This window comes from Ensifer sp. Root1252 (genome assembly GCF_001425885.1).
Taxonomy (GTDB): domain Bacteria; phylum Pseudomonadota; class Alphaproteobacteria; order Rhizobiales; family Rhizobiaceae; genus Ensifer; species Ensifer canadensis.
This window is the reverse complement of sequence record NZ_LMDT01000017.1, coordinates 68,736-84,458: the sequence shown is the minus strand read 5'-3', so window position 1 is coordinate 84,458 and position 15,723 is coordinate 68,736. Positions and strand designations below refer to the sequence as shown.

The 15,723-nt window shown below is 61.0% G+C and carries 18 protein-coding genes; 11 read left to right on the top strand and 7 right to left on the bottom strand.

Features of this window, described 5'->3' with window-relative positions:
• Window positions 1-442 precede the first annotated feature (442 nt).
• The gene (locus ASD02_RS19010) at window positions 443-1,342 is read left to right on the top strand and encodes a methylenetetrahydrofolate reductase (RefSeq protein ID WP_063978348.1); all 900 of its coding nucleotides are present in this window, start codon (window positions 443-445) and stop codon (window positions 1,340-1,342) included.
• A gap of 16 nt (window positions 1,343-1,358) precedes the next feature.
• On the opposite strand, the gene ASD02_RS19005 is transcribed toward ASD02_RS19010, so the two are convergent.
• Both ASD02_RS19005 and ASD02_RS19000 read right to left on the bottom strand, forming a co-directional pair.
• Window positions 1,359-1,826, bottom strand: a complete 468-nt coding sequence (locus ASD02_RS19005) for a Rid family hydrolase (RefSeq protein WP_057220718.1) — start codon at window positions 1,824-1,826, stop codon at window positions 1,359-1,361.
• An 8-nt stretch (window positions 1,827-1,834) separates the two neighbouring features.
• Complete coding sequence (locus tag ASD02_RS19000; protein WP_063978347.1) at window positions 1,835-2,461, bottom strand: TetR/AcrR family transcriptional regulator; 627 nt, start codon at window positions 2,459-2,461, stop codon at window positions 1,835-1,837.
• A gap of 340 nt (window positions 2,462-2,801) precedes the next feature.
• Between ASD02_RS19000 and ASD02_RS18995 the strand changes: the two genes are divergently transcribed.
• The 5 genes from ASD02_RS18995 to ASD02_RS18975 all read left to right on the top strand — a co-directional run bounded on the left by ASD02_RS18995 (window position 2,802) and on the right by ASD02_RS18975 (window position 7,013).
• Window positions 2,802-3,518, top strand: coding sequence for a lysoplasmalogenase (locus tag ASD02_RS18995; protein ID WP_057220717.1), 717 nt, complete (start codon window positions 2,802-2,804; stop codon window positions 3,516-3,518).
• Window positions 3,502-4,932, top strand: coding sequence for a coniferyl aldehyde dehydrogenase (locus tag ASD02_RS18990; RefSeq protein WP_156408419.1), 1,431 nt, complete (start codon window positions 3,502-3,504; stop codon window positions 4,930-4,932). The genes ASD02_RS18995 and ASD02_RS18990 overlap by 17 nt, the downstream gene beginning before the upstream one ends.
• A 285-nt stretch (window positions 4,933-5,217) precedes the next feature.
• Entirely contained in the window at window positions 5,218-5,703 is a 486-nt protein-coding gene (locus ASD02_RS18985; RefSeq protein ID WP_057207383.1) for a DMT family transporter, read from the top strand.
• Window positions 5,700-6,122, top strand: coding sequence for a DMT family transporter (locus ASD02_RS18980; RefSeq protein ID WP_038577720.1), 423 nt, complete (start codon window positions 5,700-5,702; stop codon window positions 6,120-6,122). The genes ASD02_RS18985 and ASD02_RS18980 overlap by 4 nt, the downstream gene beginning before the upstream one ends.
• 276 nt (window positions 6,123-6,398) lie before the next feature.
• A complete protein-coding gene (locus ASD02_RS18975; RefSeq protein ID WP_057220716.1) occupies window positions 6,399-7,013 on the top strand; it encodes a DUF2165 family protein in 615 nt (204 codons plus the stop codon).
• Window positions 7,014-7,065: 52 nt separating this feature from the next.
• Here ASD02_RS18975 and ASD02_RS18970 read toward each other — a convergent pair whose 3' ends face one another.
• The gene (locus ASD02_RS18970) at window positions 7,066-7,377 is read right to left on the bottom strand and encodes a hypothetical protein (protein ID WP_057220715.1); all 312 of its coding nucleotides are present in this window, start codon (window positions 7,375-7,377) and stop codon (window positions 7,066-7,068) included.
• A 218-nt stretch (window positions 7,378-7,595) separates the two neighbouring features.
• Window positions 7,596-8,069, bottom strand: coding sequence for a GNAT family N-acetyltransferase (locus ASD02_RS18965; protein ID WP_057220734.1), 474 nt, complete (start codon window positions 8,067-8,069; stop codon window positions 7,596-7,598).
• Between the two features lie 531 nt (window positions 8,070-8,600).
• Here ASD02_RS18965 and ASD02_RS18960 point away from each other — a divergent pair.
• From ASD02_RS18960 to ASD02_RS18945, 4 genes are all read left to right on the top strand, one after another.
• Window positions 8,601-9,020, top strand: coding sequence for a VOC family protein (locus ASD02_RS18960; RefSeq protein WP_057220714.1), 420 nt, complete (start codon window positions 8,601-8,603; stop codon window positions 9,018-9,020).
• A 39-nt stretch (window positions 9,021-9,059) separates the two neighbouring features.
• Window positions 9,060-9,212, top strand: coding sequence for a hypothetical protein (locus ASD02_RS18955; RefSeq protein ID WP_156408418.1), 153 nt, complete (start codon window positions 9,060-9,062; stop codon window positions 9,210-9,212).
• A 48-nt stretch (window positions 9,213-9,260) separates the two neighbouring features.
• Entirely contained in the window at window positions 9,261-9,470 is a 210-nt protein-coding gene (locus tag ASD02_RS18950) for a hypothetical protein (protein WP_025428259.1), read from the top strand.
• Between the two features lie 441 nt (window positions 9,471-9,911).
• Window positions 9,912-11,390 carry a patatin-like phospholipase family protein gene (locus tag ASD02_RS18945; RefSeq protein ID WP_210178312.1) on the top strand — a complete coding sequence of 493 codons (1,479 nt, stop codon included), beginning with the start codon at window positions 9,912-9,914 and terminating at the stop codon, window positions 11,388-11,390.
• Between the two features lie 36 nt (window positions 11,391-11,426).
• Here ASD02_RS18945 and ASD02_RS18940 read toward each other — a convergent pair whose 3' ends face one another.
• Complete coding sequence (locus ASD02_RS18940) at window positions 11,427-12,680, bottom strand: D-amino acid dehydrogenase (RefSeq protein WP_057214645.1); 1,254 nt, start codon at window positions 12,678-12,680, stop codon at window positions 11,427-11,429.
• Window positions 12,681-12,878: 198 nt separating this feature from the next.
• On the opposite strand from ASD02_RS18940, the gene ASD02_RS18935 reads away from it, so the two are divergent.
• Window positions 12,879-13,340 (top strand): Lrp/AsnC family transcriptional regulator, encoded by a 462-nt coding sequence (locus ASD02_RS18935; RefSeq protein ID WP_025428262.1) that lies wholly within the window; start codon window positions 12,879-12,881, stop codon window positions 13,338-13,340.
• A gap of 162 nt (window positions 13,341-13,502) precedes the next feature.
• Here ASD02_RS18935 and ASD02_RS18930 read toward each other — a convergent pair whose 3' ends face one another.
• Window positions 13,503-13,760: a hypothetical protein gene (locus ASD02_RS18930; protein WP_128090487.1), complete on the bottom strand. Its 258-nt coding sequence runs from the start codon at window positions 13,758-13,760 to the stop codon at window positions 13,503-13,505.
• An 829-nt stretch (window positions 13,761-14,589) separates the two neighbouring features.
• Window positions 14,590-15,621, bottom strand: coding sequence for a GH25 family lysozyme (locus ASD02_RS18925; RefSeq protein ID WP_057220711.1), 1,032 nt, complete (start codon window positions 15,619-15,621; stop codon window positions 14,590-14,592).
• Between the last annotated feature and the right edge of the window lie 102 nt (window positions 15,622-15,723).

Genomic DNA, 15,723 nt, shown 5'->3' with positions numbered 1-15,723 from the left:
CGGCATCGACCGCGCCGACATCCCGAGCATTGCCCGCAATGCCTTCGGCCGCTAATCGCGCCTGAGACCATCAAAGATTTCATGAAGCGCCCGCTCGGAAACGAGCGGGCGCTTTCTATTTCTGACCGCTGTTCGTTCGGCCCGGACACTGTCGCTGAGCGCCGCGCTTCGAGCCCCGGAGCCATTCGGCAGGTCGGCGCTTGCGTCCCTTATTTTCCTCGGACTGGATGCGTTGAGGGCCTGCGACGCTTGGCGCGTCGACGCGGCAATTTCGATCGGCTAGATCAATGCCGCATGCGGGGAGGCATGGTGGCTCGGCCGCCGCAGAAAACCGTGCCCGCTTCCAACTCGACCAAGCCTTAGATTGAGGCATGCCCGAGCCCGACAGCTCGCGCCGTTGACTCGAGGCGACCCAAGCCCGTCGCACCGGCAAAGGATCTTCATGACCGCGCTCATACAACACGGTTCTGCTCTGTTTCGTGACTATTCACTGGAGATTACCGGCAAGGATATCTGGCAAATCGAAGCTGCGAAATCCGAGATTTCTGCCGGCACGCCAATCAATATCGCCTTCCTCGGCAACGAGAGCCACGCGCAACGCATCGAGGCAGCCGCGTGTATCCGGCAATGGGGCTTCGAGCCTGTCCCCATCATTTCGTCCCGGCGGCTGAAATCGGTGCAGGATCGGGACGAATTGCTCACGGGCCTGATCAGCGCAGCGCGTCCCGCCAGGTTCATGTTCGTGGGCGGCGATCCGTCGTCGCCAGCCGGTCCCTATAAGGACTCACTCGATCTGATTGCCGGCGGTATCATCTCGGACCACAGCATCGTCAATGTCGGGATTGCCGGCTACCCGGAAGGCCATCCGAAGATTGGCCAGGCGCGCCTGTGGGAGGCACTCGCGGAGAAGCTCGAATTGCTCAAGGCCCGCGGCTGCAGCGTTGAGATCACCACGCAATTCGGTTTCGACGCAGATGCGATCGTCGACTGGATCGCTCAGGTCAGGGCGCGCGGCATCAATGCACCGATCCGCATCGGCGTGCCTGGGCCCGCGGATGTAAAGCGACTGCTGCGGTTTGCGTCGCAGTTCGGTGTGGTTTCGTCCGCGGCGATCGTGGGGAATTACGGGTTCTCGCTGGCCAACCTCGTCAACAAAATAGGGCCGGATCGTTTCATGAGCCGGCTTGCAAGCGGCATGGCGGGCCGCGACTTCGGCACGATCCTGCTGCATCTCTACCCCTTCGGCGGCATTACCGACACGGTCGCTTGGGCTGCGCGCGCCGCTGGCCAACAAACGAATGAAAGCGTCGGTGCGCTCGACGGGCCGCCCCGATATTATTGATCGGGCGGAAAGCACGTCAATCAAGCGGTGCGAATGCTGTCGCCTTGATCTCGACCAGGCCACCGTCCGGATTGAGGTCGGCGACGGCAAGCTCGACCGCGGCGGGGTAGGGGATAGCAAAGAACTCGTCCCGCACCGCGGCGATCGCGGCCAGTTGCCCCGCCTTGTCCAATGCCAGGCGGTCACTTCCGAACACATGAAACATCTGGAGTTCGACGACGTCATCGAGGCGTGCCTCGCACGCAACCAGCAATCGCTCGATCATCGTGAAGACCCGGCGCAGTTCGCGACGAAATCCTTCGGCGTCCATCGGTTCGGTGTCGCCGTTTGCGGCAACAATGCCGGACAGATAGACGAAATCACCGGCACGGCGCGCGGGCGCGTAGTGAAACTGATCCACATCCGACTGGAGTTCGGCCGGTATCACGACCTTTCCGGTCCGGGTGGGCACAGCGTTGACGGTCGTTTCGATGGGCAGCAGCATATTCTCTCTCAAGGTGTTGAGACTTCTTGATCGGCAGTCGGTATTCCCTGCAGTGCGGCGAGGGATGGACCGACGAGGGCTTCGAGGTCCTGTCGGGTCGCGCCATCGCGGGCCTGCATGGAAATGGCTTGCATCATGGCACCGTAATAGGTCGCCAGTGTCGGTATGTCGGTGGTTTGCGGGAGATCGCCGTCGGCCACGCCGCGCTCCAGCCTTGCGCGGACGCGCTCCACCGTTTCTTTCCTTATGCTCTTGAGCAGGTCGTAGAGTGGCCCGGTTTCTGGCTGGCAATTCATCACGCCGAGAATCAACAGGCAGCCGTTCGATTGCGGTGCCCTAAGCGCGACCTCGATACTGGCGAGAAGCATCGCGCGTATCGCCTGTCCCGCCGTTTCACCCTCATCGAGTGCGCGCATCGGGCCCGATCCTGCTGTCGCGGCATAAAGGCTGACCGCCTCGCGAAACGCGGCTTCTTTCGACCCGAACGCGGCGTAGAAGCTCGGCGGCGTGATGCCGATGGTCGCCGTCAGGTCGTTGAGCTGGGCGGCCTCGTACCCCTTCGCCCAAAACACCTCCATGATTTTTTGAAGCGCAAGATCGCGGTCGAAACCACGTGGCCGTCCCCTGGTCGCCATGAGCACTCCTTTCTGTAGTGAAGTTTATATAAATAGCAAAAATATCTCCCGCAACCCTGACCGCAGAAATATGTAGTGATAATTATAGAAAGCATTCGCCGGTAGCGAACACCGCTGATCGCCAACCAATTGCTTCTCCGATGCAGACGGATGCCGGGCGGCGCTAGAAATGGATTCCACTCAGCCTTACGCGCAAGGAACAGCGCCTCCATATTTGTTCAGCTATGGACAATATCCGGGGCTTGACTACAGTCCCTCGAATGAACGGTTGCGGATCGGCGATGGCGGTCGTTGTTGGGCAATAAGGGCGAGCCAGTCTCGCTGATAACGAGGGACGGGCATGGGTCAAAGCAGCACATTGAGCGCGCGAAACAACGCATGGATCTATGCGCTGTTTGCCGTTTGCGCGGTTCTCGCCATCATCGGCAGTCTTTTGGCCGGCGGCGATCATTCCGGCTGGCGGTGGTTGCATTACGTCACCAAGCCGACGGCAACGATACTTTTGCTCCTTGCTGTTCTACGCAACATAGGCCCGCCATCGCGGGCCTATGGGCTGGCGATTGTCACCGGGCTCGCCTTTGCGGCGGCAGGCGACTTCTTTCTGATGCTGCCGGGCGACTATTTCCTCGCCGGCCTCGTCTGCTTTCTCCTGACCCACTGCGCCTATATCTGGGCGCTGACCCGCGACAGCCGCTTTGCCGCCGACAAGGGAATATTCGCCCTCTTCGCAGTGATCGGCGTAATCGTCATTGCCGGATTGTGGTCGTCCTTGCCGCCCGGTATGCGCATTCCCGTTGTCATCTATGCGCTGGCGCTGGCTGCAATGACCGCACAGGCGATTTCCCGCAACCGACAGCTGGCGGTTGGAGCGCCGCAGAAATCCGCCGCGCGATCGGCAGCCCGCGGCGGCCTGTTCTTCATGGTCAGCGACACGCTGCTTGCCTATGGGCGGTTCCGCTGGAACATTCCCTATAATGCCGTCTGGGTGCTGGGCACCTACTACACGGCGCAATGGCTGTTAGCGCGCTCGACCGAAGGCAATGCGCATGCAAGATAGTCATCCGTCTCAGCTGCAGCAGAGTTTCGAGCGGGTGCGAACCGCCTGGCTCGAACAGCGTCCGTCCTACGAGCAACGGCGGGACGATCTGAAGCGTCTGCGCCGTCTTTTCCGCGAACGCCTGGATGAGATGTCGAAGGCGGTCAGCGCCGATTTCGGCCATCGCTCAGTCCATGAAACGCTGCTCGGCGAAGGAAGCGTGGTTCTTTCGGAGATCGACCACACGCTGGCCAGGCTCAAGGCCTGGATGAAGCCCGAACGCCGGGCGGCCGGATGGAAGCTCTGGCCGGCAAAGGCAGAAATTCGGTTCGTTCCGCTTGGTGTCGTCGGGATCATTTCGCCGTGGAACTACCCGGTCAATCTGGCGCTCGCGCCTCTGGTCGCGGCGATCGGTGCCGGCAATCATGTGCTTCTCAAGCCGTCCGAACATACGCCGCGCACGTCGGAGTTTTTGCGCACGCTCATCGCCGATGTTTTCCCAGACACGCGCGCGACGGTGGTGCTCGGCGGTGCTGATCTCTCGGCGGCCTTTTCCGCCCTGCCGTTCGACCATCTGTTCTTCACCGGCTCCACCGCCGTTGGCCGTAAGGTGATGGCGGCTGCCGCTCAAAATTTGACCCCGGTCACGCTGGAGCTCGGCGGCAAATCACCCGCCATCGTCGGGGAGACGGCGGATTTGCCGCGTGCTGCGAACCGCATCGCCACCGGCAAGTTCTTCAATGCCGGCCAAACCTGCATCGCGCCGGACTATGTCCTTGTTCATGAGAGCAAACGCGATGCCTTCGTCGGCTTGCTGAAGCAGCAGATGGGCGAGCGCTACGGTGCCGGCAACGGTTATGAGGACTACACGTCGATCATCAACGAAGCCCAGCACGACCGCCTCGCCAGTCTGGTAAACGATGCGCGGGCACGCGGACACGAACTGGTCTCGCTGCTGGACATGAAACAGATGCCACCGTCGCGGGTGCGAATGCTCGAGCCTACCGTAGTGCTCGATCCCGGCCAAGACAGCGCGGTTATGCGCGAGGAGATCTTCGGGCCGATCCTGCCGGTCATCAGCTATCGCACCACGGCCGAGGCGATCGGCTATGTGCTCGGTCGCGATCGGCCGCTGGCGCTTTATTGCTTCAGCAGAGGTGCAGCCGAGATCGAAGCAATCCTCGCCCGCATCGTTGCCGGTGGCGCTTGCATCAACGATACACTCTACCAGTTTGCCTGCAACGACGTGCCTTTCGGCGGTGTCGGGGCAAGCGGCATGGGCCACTACCACGGCAGGGAAGGGTTCCTGACCTTTTCCAAGTCGATGTCGGTGCTCAGAAAATATGATCCGGCGCCGAGCGATTTGATCTCGCCGCCGTACAAGGGGCTGACGGACAAACTCGTCCGCTTCATCACCTGGATCCCCGGGCGCTGAATGTTTCGGCTGCCCGGGATCACGCCGGGAAAGCGGGCGTGATCGCGCAGTTCGTATTGCAGCCGGTGGTGTATCGTCCTCATATAGGTGATGCCGCCTGTGGCGCCCACGCCGTAGACGCCGCCGGGCGGCCCCGCGCAGAACATCGCAAGGCGAAACTGCAGCCAGTCGGGTTGTTGGGCGAAACCGAGTGAAAGCTGTCAGTCTGTCATCGAAGTCTCTGGAGGAAAGGCAATCGGCAGGTGATGATTGTCGCATGACCGATTCTGTTGCGAGCACCCCTTCATGACCAGTCCCTCCGGGCACCCACTCAATCCGCTGCATCTCCTGGCCGCCTTTGGTACCGGCGGGCTCTTGACCCTCATGGTTCACTTCAACGGCGAACTGGGACGCTACGGCAACGCGTTGTTCTCGTCCTGGGCGGCGCATGGCACGGGGACTGTGGCGGCGCTTGTGATGCTCGCCATGCTTTATCCCTGGCGCAACCGGAATGCCGGGACGAAACCGCATGCGCCGCTCTGGGCCTATCTTGGCGGGATTTCCGGCGGCGTGACCGTCATGTTGACCTCTTTTGCCGTGAACTCACCGCTTGCACTATCCGGGACTCTTGCCTTGGGGCTGGCGGGCCAGGTGGTATTCAGCATCGCTGCGGATCGCTGGGGGCTGTTCGGCCTGCCGATGCGCCGCCCGGATCGCCGCGATCTGGCAGCCATGGCACTGATCGTTGCCGGCAGCGCCCTTATCATCCTGTTCGGCAGAGGCAGCGCATGACCTTGCCGATCCTTCTCGCCTGTCTCGCCGGTGTGCTTGTTGGTGTCAGCCGGCAGGTCAATGGCCGGCTCAGTCTCTCGACGTCACCGCTGATCGCATCGTTCTGGAACCATGTCGTCGGCTTCGTCGCGTTGAGCATTCTTGGGCTGTCGGTCGGCGGGCTGATCCCGGCGGGCGCTGCGGACGCGCCTTGGCACGCCTATCTCGGTGGTTCGATCGGTGTGGTCTTCGTTGCCGCCGGCAGCTGGCTCATCGCGCGCATCGGTGCCGTCAATACCGCCCTGCTGGTGATCGGCGGGCAGATGGTCTCGGGCGTGGCGCTCGATCTGTTGCGGGGAACATCCGCAACCTTCCTTGCAAGCGCCCTTGGCGTGGTTCTGATCCTGGCAGGCATGGCGCTGACTCAACGACGCCGCTAATCGCCGAATTGCGCAGGCAAGCGCCATAGCCGTAATAGGCGGCCTCTGACATCACTCGCTCTGATAGATACTGGCGACAGGCGCCTTGCCGATCATGCCTTGCGCAGGCCCTCGTTCGATCCCGCGCAAGGCAATGGGTCTTAGGCCCGCCGACAGGAATGGTGCCACTGCTTTCGTGGCCTCAATAAGGCGTCCAGACGCGTCGGGAGCGGGCACATCGCGGGCTGCCGGTTGATCCCCAACTTATTGCTCAAGCTGTGGACAGCCTCCGTCCGCATGGAAAAAGCGACGCTGAGCGAAAAAAGCGTCATTCGGGTGTCACGGGCGGCCACTGCCGATCGTCATCAAGGTATCGCGCTTGAGCGTGCAGGCCCAACCCATGGTGATATCGAAATGACTCAACCAACCTCGCTTCTTCTGATCAAAGCCGTACTGCTCTCCGGGCTCGCGCTCTGGCTTGCCGTTATCGTCCTCAACAACGTCGTCGCATTTCGCAATGGCGTCTTTGCGGTTGGTATGCTGATGGGCATGCAGCTCTTCGATCAGGAACCGCCCATCCGTACACCGCTGTTGTCGCGCCGTGTAACGAACGCTGTGTGGCATCGTATGGTCTTCAGCTTCGTTCTGGTGATGGAGGTGGCAACCATGATGCTTTTGGCGGCGGCCGCCATCATGCTTATCGGCACATTCTTCGGACTATCGGACGGTGCCGCCGCGATGATATGGGCGAACCTCGCTCTCGCAGCCTTCATCGCTCTCAGCCTGATCATGCTGCTCGGCGGTGCCTGGTTTGCCTACTATGTCCGTCAGGAGACCATGCAGATCACCCATTTCATCCTGACTGGCCTTGGGATGGTCGGCACCCTGTTGGTGAATATGCCGATGCAATAGAGGGCGCCCGACCCTGTGGTTGACGGAAGCGGTCAACCTCAGGCTTTGCCTGTTATCGCCACCGCGCGTTGCTTTGGAAGGACACGCCGACAAGGACTCCGATGGCAAAGCCGATCAGTCCGGCCGTGCTGACGACCGTCGTCGCGGTGCCGGGATTGTCCTTTGCCGCTTCGACAACGCTTTGTCCCTGTGCACGCACAACACGTGCGGCCGAGCGCACCCGTCCTGTTGCGTCCTCCGCCAGATCGGCGGCACTGCCTGCAGCCTCGCCAGCGCGCACGGAAATCGATCGTGTCAGATCGGCAACCTGTGCCCGCAGCTCGGAGATCTGGTCTTCGACGGATCGCTGAATGTCATTGGCCATTTTTTGCACCTCGTTTGTTCTACAGCGCCGCGCGTCGTATTAGACGCGCAAAGGCCGCTGTAGTACTTTGAATTGCTGCAAAGTTTTTATCCTTAAACCGAATAGGATTTAAGGAAACATGCAGCAGCAAGGTACCAACGACGACGGCCGGCATAAGTTCCGCATGGGATCGTAACCGGGGGCAACCGCCGATGCCGTATCTGTGTATGCGTTGAGTTCTAGCGCGGCTTGAGCGTCTTGCTCATATTGGTGCCGGTGACCCGAAACCCTGTTGCCTCATAGACATGCCGGGCGCGCCGGTTGTCCTCGGCGACGCGCAACTTGATCTGGTCGAACCCGTTTGCCAAGAGCTCGGCCTCAAGTGCTTCGATCGCGAGCTTTCCAAGGCCTTTTCCCTGGTGGGTGGGCAGAATATGGAAATCGCTGATGAAGGCGGAGCGGCCCTTTGCGTCCGGTCGATACCAGAGATAGCCGACATGCTCGGCGCTTTCGCTGTCGATCAGACACAGCAGGACGTTGCCTGGCGTGCCGACGCCTTGCGGCAGGTCCTCGGCGATTTCACCGGTTGCCTGGGCGAGGGCGTCTGCGTCGGGGAGCCCGTAGTTGGCGGCGATCTCCGTGGCATAGTCGGGGATGAAATAGGCGAGATATCCAGCATACTCGCTCTCAAGCATAGGTCTGAATGAGATCATGGCTCTTTCGCATGTCAGCGGCGCCGCCATTCCGACGGCTCATGCCGCGGAAAATTCGTGAACGGCCACGTGGTCTCGTGGCAGCGAGGTAGACGTCAATCGCCCGCCCGACCCCACCCTAAAACTGATGGCGATCGCGTTCCCGGGTCTTCTGCCAGACAAAGGCAGTCGAGCGCAACCGATCTGTTCGGATTTTGATGAGGCAGAGGGATCCCAAAACAAAAAAGGCCGGCAATGCCGACCTTTTCCCGTTCGCTGCTTTACCCTGCCAGTACATCCGTGGTCAGCGGTTTAGCGCAAACTCTGACCGGAACACATCCGTCTCACCGAGACTGTCTATGCTCAACGATCAATTCGTTGCGCCCCATATGGCGAGCGATTGCGGCTATTTCAAGCCCTTACAATCACATCGTCCAAATCCTGTCTTCGGCCCCGGAGACCTGAGGCGGCCAAGGTGCCGATGCTCCGCCACCATTGACGGACCTCAGGTCGGACCTAAATTTCTGCCGATTGCGAACGGAGGATTTCCGGATGGAATTGCATCGCGGTCGGCTGATCGACCATATTCAACTCGTGATCAAGGATCTCGGCGCCAGCCGGAGGTTTTACGAAGCCGTGTTTCAAGCTCTCGATGTGCCGATGGGAGGCGAGGGCAAAGACTACTTCTGGGCCGACGAGCTTTTCGTGTCGACCGCCGATAGCAAAGCGGCCCAGGGAAAGCTGACCGGGCGCCATCATCTCGCGTTCCAGGCCCGGGACCGCACCATGGTCGACGCCTTTCACAAGGCCGGCGTTGAAAACGGCGGTAAGGACAATGGGCCACCCGGCGAACGCCCCTATCACCCAGGTTACTACGCCGCCTTCCTGCTCGATCCCGATGGCAACAACATTGAGGCGGTGTTTCACGGGCCGGCCAACCGCAGCGCCAGTTCCGTGAAGGTCACGTTCTAAAGCATGTCGTGCAGTGCGCAGCGGTTTTGCGATGACGACATGCGCAAAAACCAGGGCTTAAAGCGCAACAAGCGAATCCTGGAGATCGCGACGCGCTTTAGCGGCTGCCGGGGTGACCCGCCGCTCACGCGCTGCTGTCGCGCCGACCGGCTTGCGTTGCCGCTGTTCTCGACCTGGAATCTGTTCACTTGACATTCTGCTAAAAATAGAACAAAAAGAGAACAGATGTGGAGATGAACGATGACCCGCACTGACATCATCAATCGCGCACTGGCAGCCGTCGCCGACTCCCGCCTGAAGCGAGAGCGCGACAGCGAGCGGCGCAAGCAGATTTTTGGTCGTATCGACCTCACGGCACCCTTGCCGAAACTGAGCCGCGGTGTGCAGCTCAGCTTGAATCTCGATGGCGGGCGGAAACGATCCGAGCCGACGAGGGCGAAGTCCCATTGACCCCGAAGGCCACCGCGATTGGTGGCGCGCAAAGTCGATGCCGAGCGGTTGCTTTCCAATGAAAGAGCACTGTACGCCTTGGTGTGGGACTGCCTGCGGTTAATGCCACGAACGCGGCGGCGCCTAGGATAATCGGTACGACGGGCGGGTATAAAGGCATCTGTCGCGGCCAGAGTCATGTTACCTCAGTGATAGAACCGCTCGGCCACGGTGCCGGGTGAGGCATCCCATCTTCCAGAAACCGTTGTCGGAGGGAGCCTGACTCCAAGCCGGAGCCGCCGCTTTCGCTTCGCCCGCCGCGGCATGCCATGCTGTCTCAATCTAGATCCGTAAGGTGTTCGAACGGTCGGCGCCGACATCAATGTCGGCCCGGCTGGATCAGCCCGCGGACGGAGCGAGATGGCGGTGAACTGCGGAGAACGATGGGACAGGTGGCATCTCGTGCGGTCAGATGTTCGCGATTTGCGGCGGTTATGGATCACCGCCGGCCGCGTCCTGAGGAGAGGCGTCCCTGTCGGCGCCATGATCTTGTCCGGCTGCATGGCGCCTGATACGCGCCCGACCAACAAGCCACTTGTCTTCACCACCGGGAGCATCCAGCTCCGGGACGCGCAAAACTTTGGCGACGTCGGCATCATCATTGCCTTTTCCGGCGGTGGTGCCAGATCTGCCGCCTTCGGCTATGGCGTCCTGTCCGCCCTGGCTGATCAGCCTTCGCCCGGTGGTCAGAACCGAATGCTCGCCGATGACGTCGCAGTCGTTGCTGGGGTTTCGGGCGGTGCGGTCCTTGCCTCCCATTTCGCACTTCGCGGGCGGACCGGTCTTGACGATTTTCGCCGGAATTTTCTCGGTCAGGATGTGGAAGCCTCGCTGCACACGGCCTTCACGCCGCAAAATCTGCTGCGCGGTTATCAGGGTGGCATGAACGACCTCTCGGGGTTCCCGTCCTGGCTCGATCGCAAGCTCTTCCGGGGCGCGACACTTGGCGACACGAGCCGTCCTGACCGTCCTCGGCTGGTGATCCACGCCACCGACCTCTACAATCGCAACCCGTTCATTTTCGATCGTCCGTCCTTTGCCGCGATCTGCAGCAACTACAATGATTATCCGCTGGCCTATGCCGTGGCGGCGTCCGCTGCTGTCCCGGTGGTGTTTGCGCCGGTCACCCTGCAGAACTTCAGCAAAAGCTGTTTGCCAGGCGATGGCGGAAGCCCGCGAGCACAGTCGTCTGCTCGTGGCGCGACGTCGCTTGTCGAGCGCGAATATTGGAATGCGCTCGGCCGCTACGAGACGGCGCCGGATCTGAACTATCTCAAATTATACGACGGCGGCCTGGTCGATGGCATCGGAACACAGAGCCTGCTGCATCTGATGGGCCGGCCAGCGCCGGAACCGCTTCCTGCCGCCCGCGCGCGACGGCTCCGGCACCTGCTGGTCATCGTCGTCGATGCCTCGACGCGGGTTGGAGGTGATCTTTCCATCAATGCAAAGAGCCCGAAAGCCCCCGATGCGATCGTGGCCGCGATCGATGCGATGATCAACATTCCGAACTTCCAGAGCTTCGATGCCCTGCAAAATCGATTGCCCGTCTGGCGTGATCAGGTCATCAGATGGCGCTGCGCCACTCAGCGTTCCGGCAAAGGCTGTCGCGATCTCGATGTCGGCATCGTTCGCCTGGCGCTCGCCGATACCGCCGATCCGCCAACGGCAAAACGCATCATGCGGCTGCACAACCGCCTGACGTTGAAGCCCGACGATGTCGACTTTTTGTCAGGCCTTGGCCGACGGCTTCTCATCGAGCATCCGGCTTATCGACAGTTCCTGCAACGCACGGGCAAGGGGATGCCGCTTGCGCGTTCAACGCCAGATCTCCGGCGAGGCGGACTCGTGACGGCCCGGCGGATCACCAGTATGTTCTGACGTTTACGCTCGGCATCGAAGCGATACGAATGCCCATCAGTGGTATCGGCTGATCGCCAGGTCCGCCGTTTCGATCTCGGGCTTAGTGCCGCTGATCAGATCGCTCAGCACGCGGCCCGAGCCGCAGGCCATGGTCCAGCCGAGCGTGCCGTGCCCGGAGTTGAGGAACAGGTTGGCGAAGCGCGTTGCACCGACCACCGGTGTTCCATCCGGCGTCATCGGCCGCAAGCCGGACCAGAAGGTTGCTTGCCTCTGGTTGCCAGCGCCGCCGAACAGGTCTTCGACCGAATGTTCGAGCGTCGCGCGACGTGTCTGGGGAAGGGCACTGCTGAAGCCGGCGATCTCCGCCATGCCGCCGACGCGAATTCGATCGCCAAGCCGGGTGATGGCGATCTTGTAGGTCTCATCCATGATCGTCGATACCGGCGCCCGCGTCTCGTCGACGATCGGAACGGTGATGGAGTAGCCCTTAACGGGATAGACGGGCAGGCGAAGGCCGAGCGGCTTTAGGAGCGCCGGCGTATAGCTGCCGAGGGCGGCGACGAAGATGTCGGAACGGATCTCGCCCTCTGCCGTCTCGACGGCGACGATGCGGTTGCCCTCCTGTCGAAGCCGGCGGATATCGACGCCGAAGCGGAACTGCACGCCGAGAGCCTCGGCGCGTCTCTGCAGTTCGTTGGTGAACTTGAAGCAGTCGCCGGTTTCGTCATTCGGCAGCCGAAGGCCGCCGACGATCTTGTCGCGGACCGGTTGCAGGCCTGGTTCAGCGGCCACGCAGCCGGCCGGGTCGAGCACTTCGAAGGGCACGCCATCGGCCTTCAGCACTTCGATATCCTTGCCGATGCCGTCGAGTTGCTTGGCGGTCCGGAAGAGCTGCAGGGTGCCCTGCGTGCGGTGATCGTAGGCAATGCCCGTTTCCCCGCGTAGCGCAATCAGGCAATCACGGCTGTATTCGGCAAGGCGGACCATCCGCCCCTTGTTGACGGCGTAACGCGCCGAGGTGCAGTTGCGCAGCATTGCCGTCATCCAGCGCCAGGTGGCAGCGTCCACCATCGGGCGGATGATCAAGGGCGCGTGCTTCATGAACAGCCACTTGAGTGCCTTCTGCGGGATGCCGGGTGCCGCCCACGGCGAGGCATAGCCGGGAGAAATTTCGCCGGCATTGGCAAAGCTCGTTTCCAGAGCAGGGCCGGACTGCCGATCGAGGACGGTCACCTCGTGACCCGCCTTGGCAAGATAATATGCGGAGGTGACGCCGATCACACCGGCGCCCAATATGGTAATCTTCATCGCATCCTCAGGATCACAGATCGATCGTCAAACGGGCTGAGGTACGCGCAAAATGCTCGCTGTTACCAGCCCCCAAACCCGGCAGAAGTTGCGCTCGAACATAGTGAAATAATCGAGCACGATCATGCGAAGTAGCGCTTGAATATTCGAGTATTCGCTGATCTTAAGAATTATCGGCGGGAAAATGAAAGAATCTGCATGTCCGGTTTGGATGCGATCGATCGCAACATCATTCGTCTGCTGCGTCTCAATGCGCGCATGAGCAACACAAAGCTCGCCGCCGAGGTGGGGCTGTCACCTTCGGCCTGCCTGAGGCGCATCAATCTGCTGGAGCAGGGCGGCGTGATCCGCGGTTATACGGCGCTGGTCGGAAACGCCGATGGCGACAACGCCATTGCGGTGATCATCAACATCACGCTCGAACGCCAGACGGAGGAGCACCTCAATCGCTTCGAGGCGGCGGTGCGGAAACACCCGGAAATCCAGGAATGTTACCTCATGACCGGCGGGTCCGATTATCTGTTGCGGGTGGAGGTCGAAAATGCCGGCGACTTCGAGCGCATCCACAAGGAAATCCTTGCGAAGCTCCCGGGCGTGTTGCGCATTCATTCCAGCTTTTCGATCCGCAACGTGCTTGTGTCACGCGCGAGACGGCGCTAGCTCATTCGCGCAGCGAGAGCCGTAGCGCGCGGCTTCTACCCTATGGAGCGGTTCCAGCGGACGATGGCCGATACCAAGCATGTTTCCTCAACCAACCCGTTCACTGGCATTGTCCAAGCGGAGGCCATTGCGACGGCCTCCGCACAGACTTCCGAACGCGGATCAGTGAAGCGCGCGCTGCTCGGGTGGTGTGGATTGCAGCCACGGCGGGAACGCCCGGCTCGAAACCAGACGCGCGATCAGGCGCCCGCTCGGGGATAGGACGTCGACGATCGCGCCCCGATATTCGTATTCCTCGGCGAGTTCGTCGACGATGAGTTGTCCGTAAGCGACCGCACGGCCGTCATTGGGGTGCTGTTTGCCGGCCTGATCGCGGCTCGTCACGCCGGCCGCATGGATATGGTACATGTAGCGGGGCATAGTCCGCCGATCCTTTCCGATTTGCATGGGCTTTCAATGCTTCTCGCATCCACAACCGATGGCGGAGGGATGTCCGAGACACGCGATGACGGGATTTTATAACACGGTTTGTGGGACCGTTCCCGTGACATGGGCGTGACGCTTGCAGTCGCGGTCGCTAATATTCAACTAACCATTTGGAATATTATCGTTTTTTGCCGACTTAGTGGGCGCGCCCACGCGAAGGGGCAACCGTGCGCCGGCATTTCTATGGTCTCTTCAGTCAAGACCACTGCATGTTTCCCTAAATCCTATTTAGAAACATGCAGCAATTCAAAGTGCTACAGTGACCTTTGCACGTCTCATAAGACGCCCGGCGCAGTAGAACCTGCATGGTGCCCTCGGAGCGCCTGACCGGCGCTCCACGCATGGCTGGTCTGCGAAGTCAGATCTACGAAATCGGTAGGTTTCTTGTATACTCAACTCATCGAAGCGATGCATCTCCTCCCGCAGGACTTCGAGTGTGCAAGCGCTTTCTCCTCCTCCCAACGAGCGCTTGCCGGAATGGCGACACTCCTCCTCCCGGTTGCCATTCAATCCCTTTGAAAGCCTGCCGCACCTCCTCCCGCGGCAGGCTTTTTCATTTGGGGAGCTGCCTTTATGCAAGGCAGGTTGTAATCACTCAGGATTTGAAACTAGGCCTGGAGCGCGCGGCTGCTCCCGTGCGCAATGCGGCGGCCCAAGTGCATAGGGACGGCACCACAGCAGGTTTCGGCTCAGGGGCAACGCAGTTGTGAAATAGAGATCAGGCCAGCCAGGCACACGTCAGGCGCCTCGTCTGTCGCAAATCCTAGCTCGCCCGTCTGGCGAGCCAGTTCTGCCATTCGTTCTCGTTGCCGTGGAAGACATTGAGATCGATCTTGCCTTCGACGCCGTGCGACAGCCCGGAGCCCGAATACTGCCAGAAGATCCACTTGCGGCCTGGATATCTCTTGGAGGGATGAGCTGCCACCGAGCGCAGCCAGAACGGATAGTCGAGCAGTTCGCCGGTCAGGTTGTCCTGATAGAAATCCGGGGCGGTGTAGATGATCGGTCGCTGGCCGTAATGCGCCTCGAGCTTGTCCATGAAGACCTGCATCTTTTCAAGCACACGGGCGCGCGACAGGCGTCGCTTGCAGCTGGACTCACCGTTGTATTCGACGTCGATGACAGGCGGCAGAGCGCCGGCTTCTCTTGGAACATTGCGGATGAACCAGTCGGCCTGCTCGCCGGCCGTGCGGCACCAATAGAAGAAGTGGTAGGCGCCGCGCTTCAGCCCGGCTTCTTTTGCCTTGCGCCAGTTCTTCTTGAACATCGGATCGAGGTGGTCGCCGCCATCGGTCGCCTTGATATAGGCGAAGTTGGCACCCTGCGTGCGCAGCTTGGGCCAGTCGATCTCGCCCTGCCAGCGCGACACGTCGACACCATGAACGGCCATCTTGCGCGGGGATGCGCGGCCGAAATTAATCGGCTTGGCATCGCGGAAGCTATGGCTGTAGATCTGCGTGCGTGTCCCCGGTGTCGTCAGGACCGCGGGTGTTGCCGGGGCGATCACGGCAACGGGCCGCTCCAGCGGCATGGGCGTTGCCGCCGTCTTAGCCTGCGGTCGGAAGGCTTCCGGTTCCGGAACTGCTCCGGCCCAGGCCAGCACCTCCTGCGGCGGGGCGGCTTGAGCCGCTGCGACGCCGACATTGGCCGAAGGCACGGGAGACGTCGGCACGACCGAACTCGTCGTTTCGCGCGACGGCTGCTGCGGCACGATCGTGTCCAGCGTCGAACTGGACGTACAGCCCGCCAAAACCAGACAGGCAAGGAACATTGCTGGCACAGCTGAAAAACGCATGAGCACCCGTACGCAAAACATTGTCGACGGCGAACAACAGTACCGCCGGGACCCCATTGATGTGAAATTGCTAACGGAAACTTACCGGAAAAGATTAAATAC

Excerpts from the sequence above, each read along its gene's own strand:
- ASD02_RS18930 (WP_128090487.1), bottom strand. The coding sequence starts at position 13,760 with ATGCCCCGCTACATGTACCATATCCATGCGGCCGGCGTGACGAGCCGC.
- ASD02_RS18940 (WP_057214645.1), bottom strand. The coding sequence starts at position 12,680 with ATGAAGATTACCATATTGGGCGCCGGTGTGATCGGCGTCACCTCCGCA.
- ASD02_RS18925 (WP_057220711.1), bottom strand. The coding sequence starts at position 15,621 with ATGCGTTTTTCAGCTGTGCCAGCAATGTTCCTTGCCTGTCTGGTTTTG.
- ASD02_RS19005 (WP_057220718.1), bottom strand. The coding sequence starts at position 1,826 with ATGCTGCTGCCCATCGAAACGACCGTCAACGCTGTGCCCACCCGGACC.
- ASD02_RS18955 (WP_156408418.1), top strand. The coding sequence starts at position 9,060 with ATGCGCAAAAACCAGGGCTTAAAGCGCAACAAGCGAATCCTGGAGATC.
- ASD02_RS18935 (WP_025428262.1), top strand. The coding sequence starts at position 12,879 with ATGTCCGGTTTGGATGCGATCGATCGCAACATCATTCGTCTGCTGCGT.
- ASD02_RS18980 (WP_038577720.1), top strand. The coding sequence starts at position 5,700 with ATGACCTTGCCGATCCTTCTCGCCTGTCTCGCCGGTGTGCTTGTTGGT.
- ASD02_RS18990 (WP_156408419.1), top strand. The coding sequence starts at position 3,502 with ATGCGCATGCAAGATAGTCATCCGTCTCAGCTGCAGCAGAGTTTCGAG.
- ASD02_RS18995 (WP_057220717.1), top strand. The coding sequence starts at position 2,802 with ATGGGTCAAAGCAGCACATTGAGCGCGCGAAACAACGCATGGATCTAT.
- ASD02_RS19000 (WP_063978347.1), bottom strand. The coding sequence starts at position 2,461 with ATGGCGACCAGGGGACGGCCACGTGGTTTCGACCGCGATCTTGCGCTT.
- ASD02_RS18975 (WP_057220716.1), top strand. The coding sequence starts at position 6,399 with ATGGAAAAAGCGACGCTGAGCGAAAAAAGCGTCATTCGGGTGTCACGG.
- ASD02_RS18960 (WP_057220714.1), top strand. The coding sequence starts at position 8,601 with ATGGAATTGCATCGCGGTCGGCTGATCGACCATATTCAACTCGTGATC.
- ASD02_RS18970 (WP_057220715.1), bottom strand. The coding sequence starts at position 7,377 with ATGGCCAATGACATTCAGCGATCCGTCGAAGACCAGATCTCCGAGCTG.
- ASD02_RS19010 (WP_063978348.1), top strand. The coding sequence starts at position 443 with ATGACCGCGCTCATACAACACGGTTCTGCTCTGTTTCGTGACTATTCA.
- ASD02_RS18950 (WP_025428259.1), top strand. The coding sequence starts at position 9,261 with ATGACCCGCACTGACATCATCAATCGCGCACTGGCAGCCGTCGCCGAC.
- ASD02_RS18965 (WP_057220734.1), bottom strand. The coding sequence starts at position 8,069 with ATGATCTCATTCAGACCTATGCTTGAGAGCGAGTATGCTGGATATCTC.
- ASD02_RS18985 (WP_057207383.1), top strand. The coding sequence starts at position 5,218 with ATGACCAGTCCCTCCGGGCACCCACTCAATCCGCTGCATCTCCTGGCC.